23 protein-coding genes, 1 tRNA gene, 1 rRNA gene and 1 pseudogene are annotated in these 18626 nt (G+C 34.4%); 4 read left to right on the top strand and 22 right to left on the bottom strand.

What is annotated here, in order from left to right:
• Positions 1–107: 107 nt before the first annotated feature.
• Entirely contained in the window at positions 108–1004 is an 897-nt protein-coding gene (htpX, locus tag A3GU_RS0100130) for a zinc metalloprotease HtpX (RefSeq protein ID WP_018365501.1), read from the bottom strand.
• Positions 1005–1035: 31 nt separating this feature from the next.
• Positions 1036–1590, bottom strand: a complete 555-nt coding sequence (locus A3GU_RS0100125; RefSeq protein WP_018365500.1) for a LemA family protein — start codon at positions 1588–1590, stop codon at positions 1036–1038.
• Between the two features lie 150 nt (positions 1591–1740).
• Between A3GU_RS0100125 and rsmG the strand changes: the two genes are divergently transcribed.
• From rsmG to ktrA, 3 genes are all read left to right on the top strand, one after another.
• Complete coding sequence (gene rsmG, locus A3GU_RS0100120) at positions 1741–2457, top strand: 16S rRNA (guanine(527)-N(7))-methyltransferase RsmG (protein ID WP_018365499.1); 717 nt, start codon at positions 1741–1743, stop codon at positions 2455–2457.
• 89 nt (positions 2458–2546) lie between these two features.
• Positions 2547–3923, top strand: a complete 1377-nt coding sequence (ktrB, locus tag A3GU_RS0100115) for a potassium uptake transporter channel subunit KtrB (protein WP_026216396.1) — start codon at positions 2547–2549, stop codon at positions 3921–3923.
• 9 nt (positions 3924–3932) lie between these two features.
• Positions 3933–4607 carry a potassium uptake transporter gating subunit KtrA gene (gene ktrA, locus A3GU_RS0100110; RefSeq protein ID WP_018365497.1) on the top strand — a complete coding sequence of 225 codons (675 nt, stop codon included), beginning with the start codon at positions 3933–3935 and terminating at the stop codon, positions 4605–4607.
• Positions 4608–4686: 79 nt separating this feature from the next.
• On the opposite strand, the gene A3GU_RS0100105 is transcribed toward ktrA, so the two are convergent.
• The 6 genes from A3GU_RS0100105 to A3GU_RS09860 form a co-directional block, all read right to left on the bottom strand.
• Positions 4687–5379, bottom strand: coding sequence for a methionine ABC transporter permease (locus A3GU_RS0100105; RefSeq protein WP_018365496.1), 693 nt, complete (start codon positions 5377–5379; stop codon positions 4687–4689).
• Positions 5380–6444: a methionine ABC transporter ATP-binding protein gene (locus tag A3GU_RS0100100; RefSeq protein ID WP_018365495.1), complete on the bottom strand. Its 1065-nt coding sequence runs from the start codon at positions 6442–6444 to the stop codon at positions 5380–5382.
• 146 nt (positions 6445–6590) lie between these two features.
• Positions 6591–7433, bottom strand: a complete 843-nt coding sequence (locus tag A3GU_RS0100095; RefSeq protein ID WP_018365494.1) for a MetQ/NlpA family ABC transporter substrate-binding protein — start codon at positions 7431–7433, stop codon at positions 6591–6593.
• A gap of 152 nt (positions 7434–7585) precedes the next feature.
• Positions 7586–8422, bottom strand: a complete 837-nt coding sequence (locus A3GU_RS0100090; RefSeq protein ID WP_018365493.1) for an amino acid ABC transporter substrate-binding protein — start codon at positions 8420–8422, stop codon at positions 7586–7588.
• Positions 8423–8505: 83 nt separating this feature from the next.
• The gene (locus A3GU_RS0100085; protein WP_018365492.1) at positions 8506–8799 is read right to left on the bottom strand and encodes a hypothetical protein; all 294 of its coding nucleotides are present in this window, start codon (positions 8797–8799) and stop codon (positions 8506–8508) included.
• Position 8800: 1 nt separating this feature from the next.
• Complete coding sequence (locus A3GU_RS09860; RefSeq protein ID WP_018365491.1) at positions 8801–9313, bottom strand: TIGR04197 family type VII secretion effector; 513 nt, start codon at positions 9311–9313, stop codon at positions 8801–8803.
• Positions 9314–9664: 351 nt separating this feature from the next.
• Here A3GU_RS09860 and A3GU_RS10335 point away from each other — a divergent pair.
• Positions 9665–9855 (top strand): annotated as a pseudogene (locus tag A3GU_RS10335) (transposase); the annotation flags it as partial.
• A gap of 45 nt (positions 9856–9900) precedes the next feature.
• Here A3GU_RS10335 and A3GU_RS0100075 read toward each other — a convergent pair.
• From A3GU_RS0100075 to rrf, 14 genes are all read right to left on the bottom strand, one after another.
• Positions 9901–10617 carry a YebC/PmpR family DNA-binding transcriptional regulator gene (locus tag A3GU_RS0100075; protein WP_018365490.1) on the bottom strand — a complete coding sequence of 239 codons (717 nt, stop codon included), beginning with the start codon at positions 10615–10617 and terminating at the stop codon, positions 9901–9903.
• A 198-nt stretch (positions 10618–10815) separates the two neighbouring features.
• Positions 10816–11181: a PH domain-containing protein gene (locus tag A3GU_RS0100070; protein WP_018365489.1), complete on the bottom strand. Its 366-nt coding sequence runs from the start codon at positions 11179–11181 to the stop codon at positions 10816–10818.
• Between the two features lie 74 nt (positions 11182–11255).
• Positions 11256–12347 carry a nucleotidyltransferase gene (locus tag A3GU_RS0100065; RefSeq protein ID WP_018365488.1) on the bottom strand — a complete coding sequence of 364 codons (1092 nt, stop codon included), beginning with the start codon at positions 12345–12347 and terminating at the stop codon, positions 11256–11258.
• 10 nt (positions 12348–12357) lie between these two features.
• The gene (locus A3GU_RS0100060; protein ID WP_245537470.1) at positions 12358–12990 is read right to left on the bottom strand and encodes a DJ-1/PfpI family protein; all 633 of its coding nucleotides are present in this window, start codon (positions 12988–12990) and stop codon (positions 12358–12360) included.
• 35 nt (positions 12991–13025) lie between these two features.
• The gene (locus A3GU_RS0100055) at positions 13026–13763 is read right to left on the bottom strand and encodes a class I SAM-dependent DNA methyltransferase (protein WP_018365486.1); all 738 of its coding nucleotides are present in this window, start codon (positions 13761–13763) and stop codon (positions 13026–13028) included.
• 58 nt (positions 13764–13821) lie between these two features.
• Positions 13822–14175, bottom strand: coding sequence for a ribosome silencing factor (rsfS, locus tag A3GU_RS0100050; RefSeq protein ID WP_018365485.1), 354 nt, complete (start codon positions 14173–14175; stop codon positions 13822–13824).
• On the bottom strand, positions 14172–14777 hold the full coding sequence (gene yqeK / locus A3GU_RS0100045; protein ID WP_018365484.1) for a bis(5'-nucleosyl)-tetraphosphatase (symmetrical) YqeK: 606 nt from the start codon (positions 14775–14777) through the stop codon (positions 14172–14174). The genes rsfS and yqeK overlap by 4 nt, the downstream gene beginning before the upstream one ends.
• Positions 14774–15406, bottom strand: a complete 633-nt coding sequence (locus A3GU_RS0100040; RefSeq protein WP_018365483.1) for a nicotinate-nucleotide adenylyltransferase — start codon at positions 15404–15406, stop codon at positions 14774–14776. The genes yqeK and A3GU_RS0100040 overlap by 4 nt, the downstream gene beginning before the upstream one ends.
• A gap of 118 nt (positions 15407–15524) precedes the next feature.
• Entirely contained in the window at positions 15525–15833 is a 309-nt protein-coding gene (gene yhbY, locus A3GU_RS0100035) for a ribosome assembly RNA-binding protein YhbY (RefSeq protein ID WP_018365482.1), read from the bottom strand.
• A gap of 49 nt (positions 15834–15882) precedes the next feature.
• Entirely contained in the window at positions 15883–17001 is a 1119-nt protein-coding gene (gene yqeH / locus A3GU_RS0100030) for a ribosome biogenesis GTPase YqeH (RefSeq protein ID WP_018365481.1), read from the bottom strand.
• Positions 17001–17528 (bottom strand): YqeG family HAD IIIA-type phosphatase, encoded by a 528-nt coding sequence (locus A3GU_RS0100025; RefSeq protein WP_018365480.1) that lies wholly within the window; start codon positions 17526–17528, stop codon positions 17001–17003. Before A3GU_RS0100025 ends, yqeH begins: the two co-directional genes overlap by 1 nt.
• Before the next feature lie 79 nt (positions 17529–17607).
• Positions 17608–18114 carry a hypothetical protein gene (locus tag A3GU_RS0100020; RefSeq protein WP_018365479.1) on the bottom strand — a complete coding sequence of 169 codons (507 nt, stop codon included), beginning with the start codon at positions 18112–18114 and terminating at the stop codon, positions 17608–17610.
• A 160-nt stretch (positions 18115–18274) separates the two neighbouring features.
• A tRNA-Asn gene (locus A3GU_RS0100015) sits at positions 18275–18348 on the bottom strand.
• Positions 18349–18358: 10 nt separating this feature from the next.
• Positions 18359–18474, bottom strand: a 5S ribosomal RNA gene (gene rrf, locus A3GU_RS0100010).
• Positions 18475–18626: the final 152 nt, after the last annotated feature.

Here is an 18626-nt window from a genome sequence, read left to right as displayed (position 1 = left end):
TACTGCTAATTATCTAGTGCTTTCCTCAAAATAAGGGTAGCATATAATATTTGACAATTTAATTATATTATATAATAAAAACAAGAGCTTAAGCAAAACTTAAACCCTTAAATATGTCTTAATCTTTCAATACGATCAGCGATTGGCGGATGTGTACTGAATAATGAAGATACTTTTTCTTTCTTCCTTGGCTCGTTAATGTATAAGGCTGCGCTAGCATCATCAACAGGACTTTTCATAGCCTGAGAGTGATCCAACTTTTCTAGAGCCTTAATCATACCTTCTGGATTTCTTGTTAATTCAACAGAACTAGCATCGGCCAGATACTCTCTTTGACGTGAAATTGCTAGTTGAACCAAGCTAGCTACTAAAGGAGCTAAAATCAATGATAAAATAGAAAAAACAAGCATGATAGCTCCTAATCCATCCTTATCTTGATTATCATTTCGCCTTCTGCTTCCACCACCATACCACATCATCCTGCTACTTACACTTGTAATTAAGGTAATGGCACTAGCTAAGGCCACAGCTATAGTTGAAATCCGAATATCATAATTTCTAATATGGCTCACTTCATGCCCAATAACACCTTCTAACTCTTCTCTATTCATTAGTTGTAAAAGACCACTTGTTGCGGCTACAGCTGCATTTTGTGGACTAGACCCGGTAGCAAAAGCATTTAAAGAGGGATCATCAATAATGTAGACTTTGGGCATAGGAATTTGCGCCACCATAGCCATATCTTCTACGATATGGAAAAAATCAGGAGCATCATCGACAGAAATCTCACGCGCATTATTCATTCGCATAACCACAGCTGTTGATTGGAAAATCATGCTAAAAGCATATATAGCGCCTACAATTAAAGCAATGGCAATTCCCAATTGATAGCTATCCACTAGTAAATAACCAGCCGCAGCCCCAATAGCAGAAAGCAATAGGAAAAAAACCAGAAGCAAGAAGACTGTTTTACGTTTATTTTGTGATATTTGATTATAAAGCATTCTTTTTCCTGTCTATCTTAGTCTCTTCTCTTTAAAAGTTAAAATCAACCTTAGGAACTGATTTTTCTTCCTCGGGAGTTTGTAAAAATTGGCTAGCTTTAAAACCAAATATTTTTCCGACAAGATTGGTTGGGAAAGTTTCTAGTTTTGTATTATAATTTGAAGTTGTTGTATTAAATAACTGACGAGAATAAGAAATCTTATTTTCAGTATTGGTTAATTCATCTTGTAATTTTAAAAAGTTTGTATTAGCCTTTAATTCGGGATAATTTTCTGCAATTGCAAGTAACCCAGCCATTTGTTTACTTAATTGGTTAGAAGCTTCCATGGTTTCAGCAGGTGTTGAAGCCTGTCTTACTTGAGCGCGAAGTTCAGTTATCTTTTCAAATGTTTTTTCTTCATAAGCTGCATAACCCTTTACTGTTTCAATTAAATTAGGGATTAAATCATTTCTTCTTTTTAATTGAACATCAATCTGACTCCAAGCTTCCTTTGTATGCATGCGGCTTTTTACTAAACCATTGTAACTAGCAATCAGCCATATTACAAGTAAAGCCAAAACAATCAGTATAATCATGTAAACCATTCATCTATTCTCCTTTAGTTATTGTGATTTAATTATAGCAATTTCTATCTTAATAGCAAGCCTGAACTATCTGCCTAAGACAACTATCAATGATTTTGTTCTTCGCTTTTTTATGGTAGAATAGATAAAAATTAAACTTTGAGGTAAACTATGACTCCCCTTGAATTTTATCAAGCTCTAGAGCAAGCAGGGTTTGAATTAAATCAGGTTCAAAAACAACAATTTGATATTTATTTCAAAACATTGGTTGAGTGGAATAAGAAAATGAACTTAACTGCCATAACTGAAGAAAATGATGTTTATCTAAAACATTTTTATGATTCTATAGCACCAATTCTACAATCTTATATTCCTAATCAAGATATCCATATTCTAGATATTGGCGCAGGAGCAGGATTTCCTAGTATTCCCATGAAAATAATTTATCCCCAGCTAGAAGTTACCATTATTGATTCTCTAAACAAAAGGATTCTTTTTCTAGAGCATCTAGCCGAGGAACTGCATTTGGACAAGGTCCATTTTTATCATGGCAGAGCTGAGGATTTTGGGCAAGATAAGTCTTTTCGTTCTCAATTTGACATTGTAACAGCCAGAGCAGTTGCCAGAATGCAAATTTTATCAGAACTTACTATCCCTTTTCTAAAAATCGGGGGTAAATTAATTGCCTTGAAGGCACAGGCCGTAGATCAGGAATTAAGTGACGCAGAAAAAGCTCTTAAATTACTTTTTTCACAAGTTATTGAAAATCACCACTACACTCTACCAAATGATGATTCCCGATATATCACAATTGTTGAGAAGAAAAAAGAAACTCCTAGAAAGTATCCCAGAAAAGCTGGTCTTCCAGCAAAAAGTCCTTTAACCTAAATACCCAAAATGCTAAACTAAGCTTATCCCTATTTAGCATTTTTATTCTTTTTTGGTATTTATAGTAAAAATTAGACCGCGAGGCAATAATGAATTTTTTTCCAAGGAAACCCTGGTCAGTTACACGACAGCTAACCTTGAGTTTTGCATTTGTTATATTAATAGGTAGTATTTTATTATCTATGCCCTTTTCACATTATCAAAATGGACCAGCTACAACTTATCTGGATCATCTTTTTAATGCGGTTTCAATGGTATGTGTGACTGGTCTTTCTGTTGTTTCAATCTCTGATGTTTATAATGGCTTTGGCCAGACCTTAGCTATCCTTTTAATGCAAATTGGGGGACTAGGTTTAGTGACACTGATTGCTATTAGTACCTTTGCCCTGAAAAAAAAGATTAATCTACAGGGCCATACCCTCTTACAATCCGCCTTAAATAAAGAAGATAGCCGGAATTTAAAAGATTATCTCTTCTTTGCCTACAAAACAACCTTTGTCATGGAAAGCATTGCCTTTTTAGTTATCTTAACGGACTTCATTCCCCGTTTTGGCGTCAAAAATGGTATCTTTAATAGTCTCTTTTTAGCTGTATCAGCCTTTTGTAATGCTGGATTTGACAATTTTGGTTCTAGTAGTCTAAAGGATTTCGTCTTAAATCCAACCATTAATATTATTGTTAGTATTCTTATCATTTCTGGGGGACTAGGCTTTGCTGTTTGGAGTGACTTATTTGATAATATCAAACGCTTCTTCCTAGAAAAACCGAAATGCTATGGGCTTTTCTTTAGGAAATTTTCCAATCAAACCCGTCTAATTCTACAAACAACATGTGCGCTTCTTTTATTAGGAACCTTAATCACCTGGTTTATGGAAAAAGATAATCCTAAAACAATTGGTCACTATAATCTCCTCCAACAATTCATGGTTAGTTTCTTCCAAACAGTCACCATGAGAACAGCTGGATTTGCTACTATTTCTTATAATGATACTCTAGCTCCAACTAACTTTTTGTATATGTTTCAAATGATTATCGGTGGGGCTCCAGGAGGAACAGCTGGTGGTGTTAAGGTTACAACGGCTGCTATTGCCTTTTTGCTTCTGAAATCAGAACTTTCTGGTCAATCAGAAGTAACCTTCCATAATCGTATTATTGCCAGTAAGACAATAAAACAAACTATGTCTGTTTTGATTTTTTTCTTTTCTGTGCTCTTTCTTGGTTATATTCTTTTACTAACCTTTGAATCCCACCTAGATCCTATTGCTTTACTATTTGAAGCCATTTCAGCAATTGGTACTGTGGGGGTTTCTATGGATTTAACCCCACAGCTTTCGAGTGCTGGACGTATTATTATTATGCTACTCATGTTTATTGGACGGGTAGGACCGATTACCGTCTTACTAAGTTTAATTCAAAGAAAAGAAAAAACCATACACTATGCTGCCACAAATATACTTGTGGGATAAGGAGTTATTATGATAAAAAGAAAAACTGTTGGCGTTTTAGGCTTGGGTATTTTTGGACGTACTGTAGCTAGACAGCTCAGCCAATTTAATCAAGATGTTATCGCTATTGATATCAGAGAAAGCCATGTTACTGAAATTGCAAACCTAGTCTCTAAAGCTGCTGTGGGAGATATGGCAGATAAGGATTTTTTACTAGCGGTAGGGATTGAACAGTGTGATACAGTTGTTATTGCAACTGGTAATAATTTAGAAGCTTCCGTTTTATCAATCATGCACTGTAAAAAACTAGGAGTCCCCTCAATTATTGCTAAGGCTAAAAATAAAACTTTTGAAGAAGTTCTCTATGGTATTGGTGCTACAAAAGTTATCACACCTGAACGTGACTCAGGTAAACGTGTCGCATCTAACATTTTAAAACACCATATTGAAAGTATCATTTACTTAGAACACGGCATTTCTATGATTAACTTTGCCATCCCAAAATCCTGGATTGGTAAATCCCTTTCTGAATTAGACGTTCGACAAAAATATGAACTAAATATTATTGGCACACGTAATAATAAAGAAAAAAATTTAAATCCGAATGTTAACCCCTTTGAACCACTTCCTGCTGATACTACTATTGTTGCTATTGCTAATGACCATACTTTTGAAAAATTTGATTATTTAGGCTATCTAAAATAAAGAAACCAAAAACAAACTTCCCACTAAGAAAGTTTGTTTTTTTATGCCAAAATAAGTAGTCACCATATTTTAATAATTATTAACGGTGACTAAATCTTCTTGTTAAGCGATCTCCTATAAATTGAATAGTAAAAATCAATAAAAGAATGATAAGGGTAGCTACCCAAGTAACATCATTGTTAAAACGATTATAACCATAAGAAATAGCTACATTCCCTAGACCACCTGCGCCAATTGCTCCAGCCATTGCAGTCTCTCCAACAAGGGAAATAAGGGTTACTGTAGAAATTCTTATCAAATCTGGTAGACCTTCTCCTAAATACACCTTGACAATGTCAAAAAAGGTTGCCCCTGATGCCTGTGCTGCTTCAATAACACCCTTATCTAGTTCAGAAAAGACTACCTGTACCTGACGAGCAAAGAAAGGGAAGGTTGCAAAGGTTAAAGGTACTAAAGCCGCTGTAGCTCCAAGAGTTGTTCCCATGAGAAGATAGGTCAAACTAGCCAAAATAGCTATCAAAATTACAAAAGGGATAGCCCTAAAAATGGATGTTATCTTATCAAGTATCCAAGAAACAAGCCTATTTTCAATGACCCCTCCTGGTCCCATCAAGACTAGCATCAAACCAAGAAACAAGCCTATAGCCCCTCCAACAATAAAAGGAACTATAGTCATATATAAGGTATTCCAAATAGCAAGGCCCCACCCAGCATCACCAGACCAACCTAAGTCATAGACATTTGGTAAATATTCTCTTATTAAATCTATCATTTATATCCCTCTTTTTAAAATTTTCACTTCAACACCCGCTACTTCAAGAGCAGTTCCTGCTGCTTCAAGGTTTGCTTCTTCCCCTTCAAGAATTACAATCATCTCACCCACGGGTACCAACTCTAAAATATCAATATTACCATATAAAATATTAGCCGTTACGTCATATTGTCTATGAATTTGATTCAAAATAGGCTCATCTGTAGAAGTTCCTGCATATTTTAAGTGAGCCAATAGAGCCTTCTTTGGCAGATTGATGACAACATCTTGCTGGTAAATCTTCTCCAAAGCTTCATTGATGCCTGTAGCAGTGCGTATAAATTCTTGGGTTAAGCCTTGACATGGTTGAGAAAAAATAGTAAGCACAGAGCCTTCTTCAATCAGTTGACCATTTTGCATAACTGCCACACGATTACAGATATCTTTAACAATTTGCATTTCGTGAGTAATCATAACAATAGTTAGACCTAATTTCCTATTTAAGTCCTGCAGAAGTCTTAAAATTTGCTTAGTCGTTTTAGGGTCTAAAGCTGAAGTTGCTTCATCAGAAATTAAAATCTTAGGATCATTTGCAAGTGCTCTTGCAATAGCAACCCTCTGTTTTTGACCACCAGACAACTGGGAGGGATAATTATCAGCCCGATCTGACAAACCGACTAACTCTAGTAAGTCTGTTACTTTGTCATCAATTTGTGCGGCTGTTAACTGACTATGGCGTAAAGCAAATGCAATATTTTCTTTTGCAGTTTTTTGTGCCATCAAATTAAAATGTTGAAAAATCATCCCAATATCACGACGTTTTTGTCGTAATTCATTGGCTGATAATTGGACCTTGCCCTGATCAAAGGTAATATCACCATCAATGGTAATTTTGCCTGCTGTAGGAATCTGCAATAAATTAATAACCCTAACTAGAGTTGATTTCCCTGCACCAGAATAACCAACAATCCCATAAATATCCCCTTTTTCAATATGGACAGTAAGATCCTTCACTGCATTAATCTCATTCTTTTTTTGTTTAAAGGTAATATCAATATGATCTAACTGTATGATAGCTTCATTCATAGATTTTATTTAACTCCTCATTTTTTCTTCTTTAATGATATCGCTAATGCTTATTATAATATAAGTTTTTAAAGGTCATAAAGGTTAAGCTTTTAATTTAGTAAAACTAACTGGCGTGCTCTAAACACGCCAATTTTGTCTATATTTTACCAAGCAGTAATGTCTACACCATCTGATGATTTATTAATTACTTTTTTAACCGCATCAGTATGATACACTTTGACTAATTTTTTAATAGCATCTGCTTTGCTAGAATTTTTCCATCCCTTTTGACCAACTAAAACATTAATCCACTGATCTGAATTCTCATCTATTTTTTCTTTGGCAATAGAAGTTTTGTAGTCAATATTTGCTGGTACCGCATAGCTATTGTTAACAATAGCAGCATCAGCTGAACTTAAAGCACGAGCTGTTTGACTAGCATCAATCTCTTTAATATCAAGATTTTTTTTATTTTCTGTAATATTAGCAATGGTAGCTAGCTTGTCACCAGCAACATTTAGTTTAATTAAACCACTTGATTGAAGTAAATAAAGGGCCCTACTTTCATTTGTCGCATCATTTGGAATTGCGATTTGGGCTCCTTTAGGGAGTTCTGATACAGATTTATATTTTGCTTTCCCTTTACTCGTTCCAGAAAAAAGATTAATAGGACTAATATAGGTGTCTGCAATAGCAACTAAATCTTTTTTATTTTCCTTATTCCAATTGTTTAAAAAGTTTTTATGTTGAAAAGCATTGATATCAACTTCTTTATTAGCAACAGCCTTATTAGGTTGAGAATAATCTGTAAATTCCTTAAATTTAAGGGTAACATTTTCTTTTTTAAGTAATTCCTCTATTTTATCCCATCTTGCCTTATCAGACTTAGTCATGGTCATAAGACCTACACTAATGGTATTTTTTTCTTCAGTTTTACTACCACATGCGACTAATAAGGTTGCAGCAAAGGCCAGCCCAATAAAACTTATTATTTTCTTATATGACATCTAAATATCCTCTTTTCATTTTTCATCTTCTTATTGTATCTTATTATGATATAGTTTTCAAATTGATAATTTTTAGGAAAACATATAGTTTAAAACTATATGTTAAGTTTAAAAAAGAAACCAGTAGTCCATACTACCGATTTCTCTATCTATTATTTAGTATTTGGTATTTTTAAATCACTAGATTTTGGCACATATTCTCCACCTAAATATTTTTTAGCTAGCTCTTTTAAGGTACCGTCCTTAGTCAATTCTTCTAATCTACTATTAACATATTTTTGTAGATCTTTTTGGTCTTGACTAAAAATAAAGTAAATAAAGGGCTGTTCTGAACTTTCAAGTGGAATTGTTTTAAGATTATCTAAACCTTGATTCTTAATAATAGCATTAACAGTTGGGCCATCAAATAGTTTAAAATCAGCTTTTCCTTGGCTAAGATTTGCTAGCATCTGCGTAATATTTTCATTTGTGAATTTTAATTCGACTGCTTGATCTGGATTTTTTTGATTGAATTCTTTAAGCTGAGCAGCTGTCGTTGTTCCTTGTACCACCTGTGTAGAATGCCCTTTAATATCAGCATATGATTTAATATCACTATCTTTTGGAACAACTAAGACTGATGGCGTTGTCCCCATTGGATAAGAGTAAAGATATTTTGCAGATCTTTCCTTAGTGAAACTAATATTATTACCTGCCATTTGATATTTACTTGAGTCTAAGCCTGTAAACATAGAAGACCATTCTGTCTTTTTAAAGCTTACATGGTACTTATCTGAACCTTTAAAAATAGCTCTTGCTACTTCAATATCATAACCTGTTAACTGACCAGATTTTTCATAAGAAAAAGGAGCTGTTGTTCCTACTGTTGCAAAAACAATATCTTTTTTTCCTGAATCTTTACTAGTAGATTTGTCCGTACCACAAGCTGCTAATATTAGTGTTGAAAGTGCTAATAAACCTACTAGACTTGCATATTTTTTTAATGTCATCATTCACCCCTAAAGTATTATATATTCTCATTATATCATCTACCAGAGGCTAATACTAATAACTAGACTTAATCACAGTGATACTAAAAACGTATCACAAAAAGAAACATTTTATTTAGGTGATTTATGCTTTTGGGGAATTTACTCATCGCCTGACTGATAGCTTCTGATAAAAGAATCCCACCCTGAATAATCGGTACCATAACCGAAGAAGCAAAGCTTTTTGCACTATCATAGGCGGCTCCACTTAAGCTAGCTTCTCCAGAAAAAGTCGATAAACTACTGATTAAGGCATCATATGCCGCTATACGACTAGCCGTCATTGTAGCTGTAGAACTTGCTTGAGAAGTTGAGGACCCTAAATCCATTTTAACCATCTCACTTCTCCCTTCTCTCTTTTTCAAGTTCTTGCAAAAGGTTTTGCCGTTGATAGAAAAGCTTGTCACGGCGATCAATCAAGGCATTCTCTTTTCTTTGAAGATTTCTTTTAAAGTCTTCAATATCTGCTGTGACAGAATCATTCAAGCGTCTAAAGTCCAAGTGAATCTCATCTAAATCACTACTATCTTTATAAGACAAGTTCTCAAAGGCAAGTTGTGACAATTCATGATGAGTTATATTAAAAAAAATCATTTGTCCTAAGCGTGAATCGGTGCTAGCAAAGGCATTTGCTGTACCATGAATTAAACCCACAAAACTATTAATGGAGTTGGCTATTTGTTTGGCTGTAATATCGTCTAAATCAATCTTACTGTGAGCAGTCGCATTACCAGACAAAGTGGTTGTCTCATCTTTGGTAGCTTGGGCGACTGACATAACATCAGCGCCTGCGCTACTAATAGTTGACGCACAATTACTAGCCTCATCAATACTACTTTGTATTTTTGCCATTGTCTTCTCTTTCTAGTCTATACTTAGTTTGGGTTTTTGGTTTTATTTACAATCATGATATATATTCATCTTTTGAAAGCGATACCTCTTTATCATTATACACTTTTCTAAGAAAATTTGATATATTTAATCAAGCTCAAAACTAGTAATCTTAACTAGTTACTGGTCTCTCCCTCACATTACGAGCAAGCTAACTTAAAAATTTACAAGTAACCTGCAAAAAAGATTTAACCCATTCTCCGAGTTAAATCTTGACTAAAAACTAGTTATGCCGTCTCTTTCAACACAGCATTTTTATTGAAGTTATAAAATGCTTGGTTTTCTGGAATCGCAAATACTATAAGATAATAGAGAACCTACACCACTAATGCCCTTGAACTCCACTATTCTAACGCTAAGCTAGAAGCTCCTAATAAACTTATAAAAAAGACATTAAAGAGCAGCTTTTGCTTTCAGGAACTTTAACACTTTCAAATCTAAAATTCTCATCAACTTGAACATCAAAAAAAGAGAGTACCAATCTGATACTCTCCAGATCTTAGCCTTTCATCTACCCATTACAGTTGACAAAGAGCTAGTTTAAACTATTAGAAATCCGCAACATTATGGTAAACTTTTTGAACATCATCATCTGATTCCAAAGCATCCACTAATTTTTCAAAGATTTCTAAATCTTCTCCTTCAAGCGTCACTTCTGATTGAGGAATCATTTCAAGCTCAGTCACTTGAAATTCATTAATACCAGATTGACGTAAAGCTTCAATTCCTTTATGAAGATCTGTTGGGGCTGTGTAAACTGTAATGGTACCTTCCTCAGCTTCAACATCATCTACTTCTACTTCAGCATCTAATAGGAGTTCAAAAATTGCATCAGCATCATCACCCGCAAAAACGATGACCCCTTTTTTATCAAACATATAAGAAACAGAACCCGAAGCTCCCATGTTACCACCATTTTTACCATAAGCAGTCCGAACATTAGCAGCAGTACGATTAACATTAGAAGTAAGAGTATCCACAATAATCATTGAACCATTTGGACCAAAGCCCTCATAACGACCTTCCACAAAGGTTTCATCTGTATTGCCTTTAGCCTTATCAATGGCTTTATCAATAACATGCTTTGGCACCTGGGCCTGTTTTGCACGATCAATGACAAATTTAAGAGCTGAGTTAGACTCTGGATCTGGGTCTCCTTGTTTAGCAGCTACATAGATTTCAACACCAAATTTAGCATATACTTTTGAAGTAGCACCATCTTTAGCAGTTTTTTTAGCAACAATATTTGCCCATTTACGTCCCATCGGAATCTCCTCTGAATTATAATTTTTTTATGAGTCCTTGGATAAATAGCCGAGCTGACTTATCCTTAACTCTCTTATTATAGCACTTTGCAGTAATTTGGTAAAATGGAAATTAAAAGCAGAGCTAGTAGAATTAGGGAACTCATTTCTTAAACTGATTAATCCCTTACTTACTAAGCTAAAAGCCTATAATCTATTTTATGTCAGCAACGCCTGTGCGATAAGACGATCCAGCTTTCTAACATCAATTTCCTTTTTTAAATTAATCTTAAAATGCCCTGCCCTTGTCCACAATTCCACCTCAGAATTAAAATCAAAAGTTCCAGCATTTTCTGTTGACCACATATTAATTGAGGAATAAGGAAGAGAATACATCTCAATTTTTTTACCTGTCAAGCCTTGAGCATCTCTTACAATCAAACGTTTATTGGTAAAAATAGCACTATCTCTCAGTGTTTTATAAGCTGCATGAGCCACTTCACCCTCTAGTAAAATATCCTGTAAATCATTTGGAATAGGACATTCTGAAACAAAGGTCCAGACTAATAAATCTAAATCTGCCATTATAACTCCTTTTTCTTTTTGATTAATATCCTGCTAACAGTCATAAAAATTATCACCTACTTAGCTAAGGCTTTTTAAGCCAGTCTCACAGGCACTCGCCCCCAGTTTTGCTCTGCTAATTGAAGATTTCCTAGCTGGTAAATCTGATCTGCTTTTTGTGTTAAAGAATCCCAGGGTTCTGAACCAATCCGTGTAATCAAATGCACCGACTTCCTAAGACTTTTTAAATGAGCCTGACCCTTTTCAGAAAACCCAAGCACATGAATCGCTTCTGGTAAAGGACTCTCAACTACACTTACTAAGATATAGGTCAAGACCCTGCATACTCGAGCCCTAGTATAACGTTTAGTAGAAACCTCTTCCACTAGTTCTTCTAGGGTCGCTACCCTCCCAATTACTGCGCAGATCCTGCTTGCCAATTCATCATTAACTTGAAAAATACTGGATAAATCAGGATGACTTAAAATCTGATATCTCAAGAATTGGAAATAATCATCCCAGCTAACCTGTGGAGCAGCTAAAAGTAAATTACTACAAGGAGTTACCTTAGCCACAAACTCCTGATCCAAAATATGTTTTCGTATGGCCGTAGCTGAGGCAAGTCCTTCCTCCTTGGACTGGGAGTGGAATCCCGCTCCTTGACGTTTAATAGGTAGTAACTTGATGTTCTTATCTGCACTAGCCTTTGCATAAGCTAAAGCTAAAATATGATTTGGTGTCTGTCCAGAAAATTTAATACCCGTAAAATGTTCCCACATTTTTTGAGTTTTCTGGGGATAGCTGAGCTCATCAGATAAATTTGCTAAAAACCTTGCCATCTCTTCTTCTTTTTCTTGATAAATAGAAGCAATGTTCTGATAATCAAGTAACTCTTCACTACCAAAAGCTAGTCTTTCAATTCCTAACCTAGTTAGAATATCAACAGCTCCCTTAGCAAAGTAGTCAGCAGACTGTACAGAAACCAGAAAAGGAAGCTCAACAATTAAATCGGCTCCATTTTGCAGAGCCACTTGTGCCCTAGTCCACTTATCAATAAGAGCAGGCTCACCTCTTTGCAAGAAATTGCCAGACATAGCGACAATCTTTAAGCCATCAATCTCTTGTAAAAGATACTTATGACCATTATGAAAGGGATTAAATTCAGCAACTATTCCTGTAACAGTCATCAAGTCCTCCTTAAATCAATTTGGGATAATCTCTCTTCATATCTTCAAGCATCTTTTGAAAATCATTCTTTTCTAAAGTAAAAGAGATTTCCTCTTCACTCAATGCTGGCCAATCCTTTGTAAAATTAAGCTTAGCTAATACAAGCCTAGTAAATATTTCTACAGCTTGACTGCTTCCAATTGCAGTAATAAGATTTTTGTCTATGACGACACACTGACGTGGTAAGAACTGACCCTCTTTTAACCAAGAAAAAGTTCCAAAATAATTGCTATACAGTCCACCCGTAAACTGTCTTTCATTTAACAAATTGGCCCTAGCTAACAGCAAAGGAGAAGAAGAAATTGAAGCAACTACAATCTTTGTAAGATCAAGTTTTGACAAAGCAGTGATTACCTCCTCATCATTTACTGCTTGAAAAGGGGCCATAGTTCCACTTAACAAAACAAGCTGATAGGAAGATAAATCAATTTCAGATAGGCTATAATTGGGCATTACCTGAATTCCTTCCTCACTTGAATAAAGTTTCTTCTGACTGGCAATAAGATCAATCGTCTGCTGAAAATGTAACCTTAGTTGACTTGTTAAAGGGGTGATTTCATAAAGTGAAAATTGAGGATAAATCAGTAAAGCAATTTTCATCATAAACCTCTTTAATTACTATTTATAAAGCCAATAACCTATTTTTGTGCCACAAAAAACCATCTCTTACTAGTATCTGTTGGTGCTTTATCTTCAAAATCAGCATATAACTTAAAAGATTTAAAACCTGCTTGTTCTAAAAGAATATCATAGGTTAAAATATCATAGGTTCTTTCTTCATGCACTTCATCATAGCGTGTAAAACGACCATCTTCATTTTTAATAAAAAAGGTTAGCTCATGAACCACTGAGTACGGAGCCTCATCCTGGTAACTATCCCAAACCATTGCAAAATCTTCTGCATTTTCATGATAAGAATATCCTGAAAAAACCTGTTCAACCTGGTAGGTTGAGTGAACATCAAAAATAAAAATGCCATCCTCATTAAGACTTTGATAGACTTCTTTAAAAACATCACCCACCTCAACCTCATCCTGCATATAACAGATAGAATCAGAATAACAAGTCACAAAATCAAATTTCCCAACTTGAGATAAATCTAACATGTTACCTTGAATAAAAGGAATCTCTAACCCAGCAGCTTGTGCACGTTTTTGGGCTAAATCTAGCATTTCTTGGCTTAAATCCAATCCAGTTACGTCAAAACCTGCTTCCTTAAAGCGAATTGATTGGATACCTGTCCCACAGGCTAACTCTAACAATTTAGCATTATCTCTTCTTGTTAAGTGACGTAAGGAAAAGTTTGTCCATTTATCATAAAGAGTATCGTCCATTATGGAATCATAAACCCTAGCAAATGTTTCATAAGTTGTCATATTAATAATATTCTCAGTTCTTAAAACAGCCTCATAGACTGTTTTTTAACTTACATTGTTAGACTAAACAAGCTGACACATCAACCACTGGTGCATCATGCCACAATTTTTCAAGATTGTAATGGTGACGTTGCTCTTCTAAAAAGATATGGACAACGAGATCATTTAGGTCAAGTAAAACCCAACCAGTTGAGCTGTCCCCTTCAATATGACTAGCCTTACCAGCCATTTGCTTCACTTTCTCACGAATATTTTCTGCAATAGCCTCTAATTGACGGCTATTTGTAGCGCTAGCAATAACAAAATAATCTGCCAGACTGCTAATACCTTCTAAATCAAGTACCAGGATATCTTCAGCATGTTTTTCGTCTGCAGCTTTAACAACAATTTCTAAAAGTTCTTCTTTTTTCATAACTTATTTTTTTCTTCCTTTAAATGGTGACAAAATGCATTATAGGTCTCTAGGGTTTGAGGATATATTGGCACAGCTTTTGAAGCTAGGTAAGCAACTGTATGCACTGTTTCAAATGCGACAGCCTTATCAAGACTTTCCTTAGCTATCTGCCTTGCTTGATTAACTAAAGGAAAATCTCTGCCTTCCTCTATATAATCGGCTACATAAAGTATCTTATCAAGTAAAGTCATCTTTGCAGCCCCTACTGTATGTATTTCGATAGCTCGCAAAATTTCTTTATCTTGTAATTGCAAATCTTCTTGAAGCTTATAAATACCAACCATACCATGCCAGACATTATTATTCCAATTTAAGAGTTCCGAGGAAAGCTGATACTTATTAATTAAATCGATAAAGAGTTTATCTGGACACTCTTTTGCGTAATCATGTAAGAGCCCTGCTAGTCCAGCCTTATTTTTATCATATCCATAAAGCTCTGCTAGTTCTATAGCTGCTTTTTCCACTCCTAGTACATGCTCAAATCGCTTTGAACTCATTTGCTCTGCAATTCTTGCTAAAAGTTGATCACGATTATAAGGAATATAGTCATGGTAGTTCATTTATAAAGACCTTCTTTATTTATATAGTCAAGGACGCTTTTAGGTAAAAGATAATTAGGTTGCCTATTTTTTTTTATAAAATGACGAATCATGCTTGAAGAAATATCCATGAGAGGAACATCTACCCAAATGACCGGATAAGAGGTTCCTGCCTTATATTTAGGTCTTTGAACACCAACAAATTGAACCATTTCTACAAGTTCATCAATACGGTACCATTTGGGTAAATAATCAACCATATCAGCGCCAATAATGAAATAATAATCAACATCTGGATTTTTATCTATTAAAAGCTTCATTGTGTCATAGGTGTAGGAAATTCCTTTACGTTCTAGCTCAATTGTTTCTAATTCAAGTCCTTCTACATCCTGAATAGCTAAATGTAACATTTTTAGACGATAATTTTCATCAATAGTCTCTTTATCATCAATGTGTGGAGGAATATATTCAGGCATTAATAAAACCTTATCTAGCCCTAATTGCTGACGCACTTGATCTGCCACTACTAAATGTGCATTGTGAACAGGATTAAAATTCCCACCCAATATTCCTATTTGTTTTTTATTACGATCTTTTTTCTCTATTTCTAATTCAACCTTAGTAAAAGGTGTCAAAAGTTCTAAAGCCATCTATTCTCCAAAGTTGTCAGTTTACTTAATTGTAATAATCCCCTATTTAGTTGTCTTTATCAAAAGTTTACAATTTTCAGTTTCTAAATTCCCCTTTATTAAAAAGTAGCAACTATTTCTAAATTTCCTTAACTTTTGGCGACAATTTACGATTTTCTTTTTTTGCAGATACCTTATATAAAATCAATATCCGACCAATTTTTAAAACGGTATCACAGCCTATTTCTTCTTCCAAAGTTTCAGCTACCGAATGAATATCTTCATCTGTGTTTTGAAGCAAGGTAACTTTAATCAGTTCTCTAGCATCAAGAGCATTACGAATACTCGTTTTTATGGGATTATTCAAGCCATTTTTACCAATTTGGACAATTGGCTTGAGTTGATGAGCTTCTGCCTTTAAAAAAGCCCTTTGTTTACTTGTAAGCATACCTTAAATTCCTATTCTTAATTTTTCTAGTATAACTAGCTTTAATCTATTATATAATCGCCTTACGAATAAGCACTGATACTCCTTTAGGAGCCCAAGCAGCAATTTTAAGAGGTCTGTCATGACTAGTATTGAGACGAATCCAACCTAAGCCTGAAAAAACAATATCTACTTTAGAGTCAATAGTAAACTCATGAGCAATAAGTTTAGGAAATGTTTCTTTATTTTCCAGGTTTGGTGGTGACAATAAAGTACCTAGATGCTTATTATAAAAGCTATCTGCATTCGCTAACTTTGTTCTATGTAATAAAAGATTATTATCAAAATATGCTGTTACGCCTTGTCTATTCCCACTAATAAAATCAAAGCGTCCTAAACCACCTAAAAATAGAGTTTGCTCAGGGTTTAACTGATAAGTCTTAGGTTTAATTTCTTTTTTAGGACTTACATATCTCAAATCTTTATCAGATAAATAATGTGCCATTTGATGTCTATGTATAATACCTGGGGTATCAAAAATAAAAGAACCATCATCTAAAGGAATTTCTATCTTATCCAAGGTAGTACCTGGGAAACGTGATGTTGTAATCACATCCTTTGTACCAGTAATTTCTTGTATAATAGCGTTAATTAAAGTAGATTTCCCCACATTAGTTACACCTACAACATAAACATCTCTTCCCTGACGTAGACTATTAAGTTTTTCTATTAATTCTTTTATAGCATATTTATTTTGGGCGCTTGTTAATATAACATCAAGAGGACGTAAACCTTCATCATGTGCTCTTTCTCTTAGCCATTGAGTAACTTTTTGATCTTTTACAGATTTAGGTAGGATATCTTTCTTATTTCCCACCAGTAAGATGTCATTTCCTGCTACAAAACGAGGTAACCCTGGAATAATTGATCCGTTAAAATCAAAAATATCAACTACATTTACTACTAATGCTTTACTATTACCTACTTCATGTAACAATTTCAAAAATTCATCATCGGTGATATTTACATCTGTAATTTCATTATAGTGACGAAGTCTAAAGCAACGCTGGCAATACAATTCTCCTGTTTCAAGGCCTTTTTCCAAAGCTTTTGGTGGTGTATAACCTGCCTTTTTCACATCTTCAATCTGAATTTTTATCCCACAACCAATACAAAATAATTCTTCCATTAAATTCCTTTTTTATATGATAACTTACCATATTCTTTTTCTAATTTTGCAAAAACAAGACGCTCTATATAACGGTTAATCTTTGTATTCCAAGCATCAGAATTAACCAAGGGTTTTACAAGTACAGACTTAATTCCTGATCTATGGCTAGCACGGATATCAGTCATTAATTGGTCACCTACCATTATAACTTCATCACGATTAAAGCCATAACGCTCAATAGCCATATTGATACCTCTTGAAAAAGGTTTCATTGCTCTACTAATAAAATCAACCCCAAATTTAGAGACTGCACGTTCAACTCTTTTGTGATTATTATTTGAAACAACCACCACACTTATATCTGCAATAGTCATTTCATCTAACCAAGCTCTTAACTCTGGTGTTCCATCAGGATTATTCCATGCAATTAGTGTGTTATCTAAGTCCACTAAGACAGCAGTAATCCCATGTCTAATTAAATCATTTGCTTTCAAGTCATAAACGGCCTCTACCATATGGGTCGGCCTGTAAACATCAATACTCATTATTTCTCCAAAATAGTTATTACTATCTATTATACCATATTGCTCAATAAAAGTAAGTATAGGAAGAAAATTACTCTTTTCAAATATTTTTTTTCTGGCATTTGAAAAAGGGATGTTGAAAGTCAATAAAATATGGCTTTAATTTTCTTAAAAGATTTTTCCTTCCTAAAAACCTTTCTCCTCTAATTAAAGCAGATAATTGCTCTCTTTCTTCATCATTTAATTGATAAGAAATTTCTTCTAATACTGAGTTATAAGCAACAAATTCATCTAAGACCATACCTTTCTCTGCAATTCTATGGGAAACTTCCCCAATTTCTTCATAAATAAGTTTATTAAAACGGCGTTTTTGAGATTCTTGTGAACGTATAACATCTTTAATATAAGATGAAAACTTAGTCTTAAAATAACAAAAGAGCTTTTCTTTGTTATCTTTTATATCGGGAACCTCTTTTAAAAGCTTATATAATACCAGACTTCCCTCTTGTAACCAGTCATCATTATCCCATAGATGAATATAATAAATTTTCTTAAATTTTAAAATAATAGGTTTTATAGAATTAAAAACTTCCTCAAAATCAGACATAGAAACATCCTCTGCACTTTCCTTAATATTTTTCTATAGTATAAGCCATTCATTAAAAAAAGAACATGACATTAATGTCCTGTTCACCCTATTTTTTCTACTTTTTTTATTTTTTCCACTTGTCACCACAAAAAAAAGATAGGATCCCCTATCTTAACTACTCCGCCAGTAGGACTCGAACCTACGACATCATGATTAACAGTCATGCGCTACTACCAACTGAGCTATGGCGGATTAAACCTAAGCTAAGCGACTTCCCTATCTCACAGGGGGCAACCCCCAACTACTTCAGGCGTGCTAGGGCTTAACTGCTGTGTTCGGCATGGGTACAGGTGTATCTCCTAGGCTATCGTCACTTAACTTTTCAATGGCTTACGGCATTGTAATCCACTCAAAATTGAATATCTCTATCTTATCAAGAAAGCTACCTTATTGTCAATAAACTTACCATACTTTTTTTGGATAAGTCCTCGAGCTATTAGTATTAGTCCGCTTCATTTATCGCTAAACTT

Origin of the sequence: Streptococcus didelphis DSM 15616, assembly GCF_000380005.1 — a bacterium.
GTDB lineage: Bacteria > Bacillota > Bacilli > Lactobacillales > Streptococcaceae > Streptococcus > Streptococcus didelphis.
Note: the sequence above shows the minus strand (reverse complement) of the source record. Positions and strands in the feature narration are given on the sequence as shown.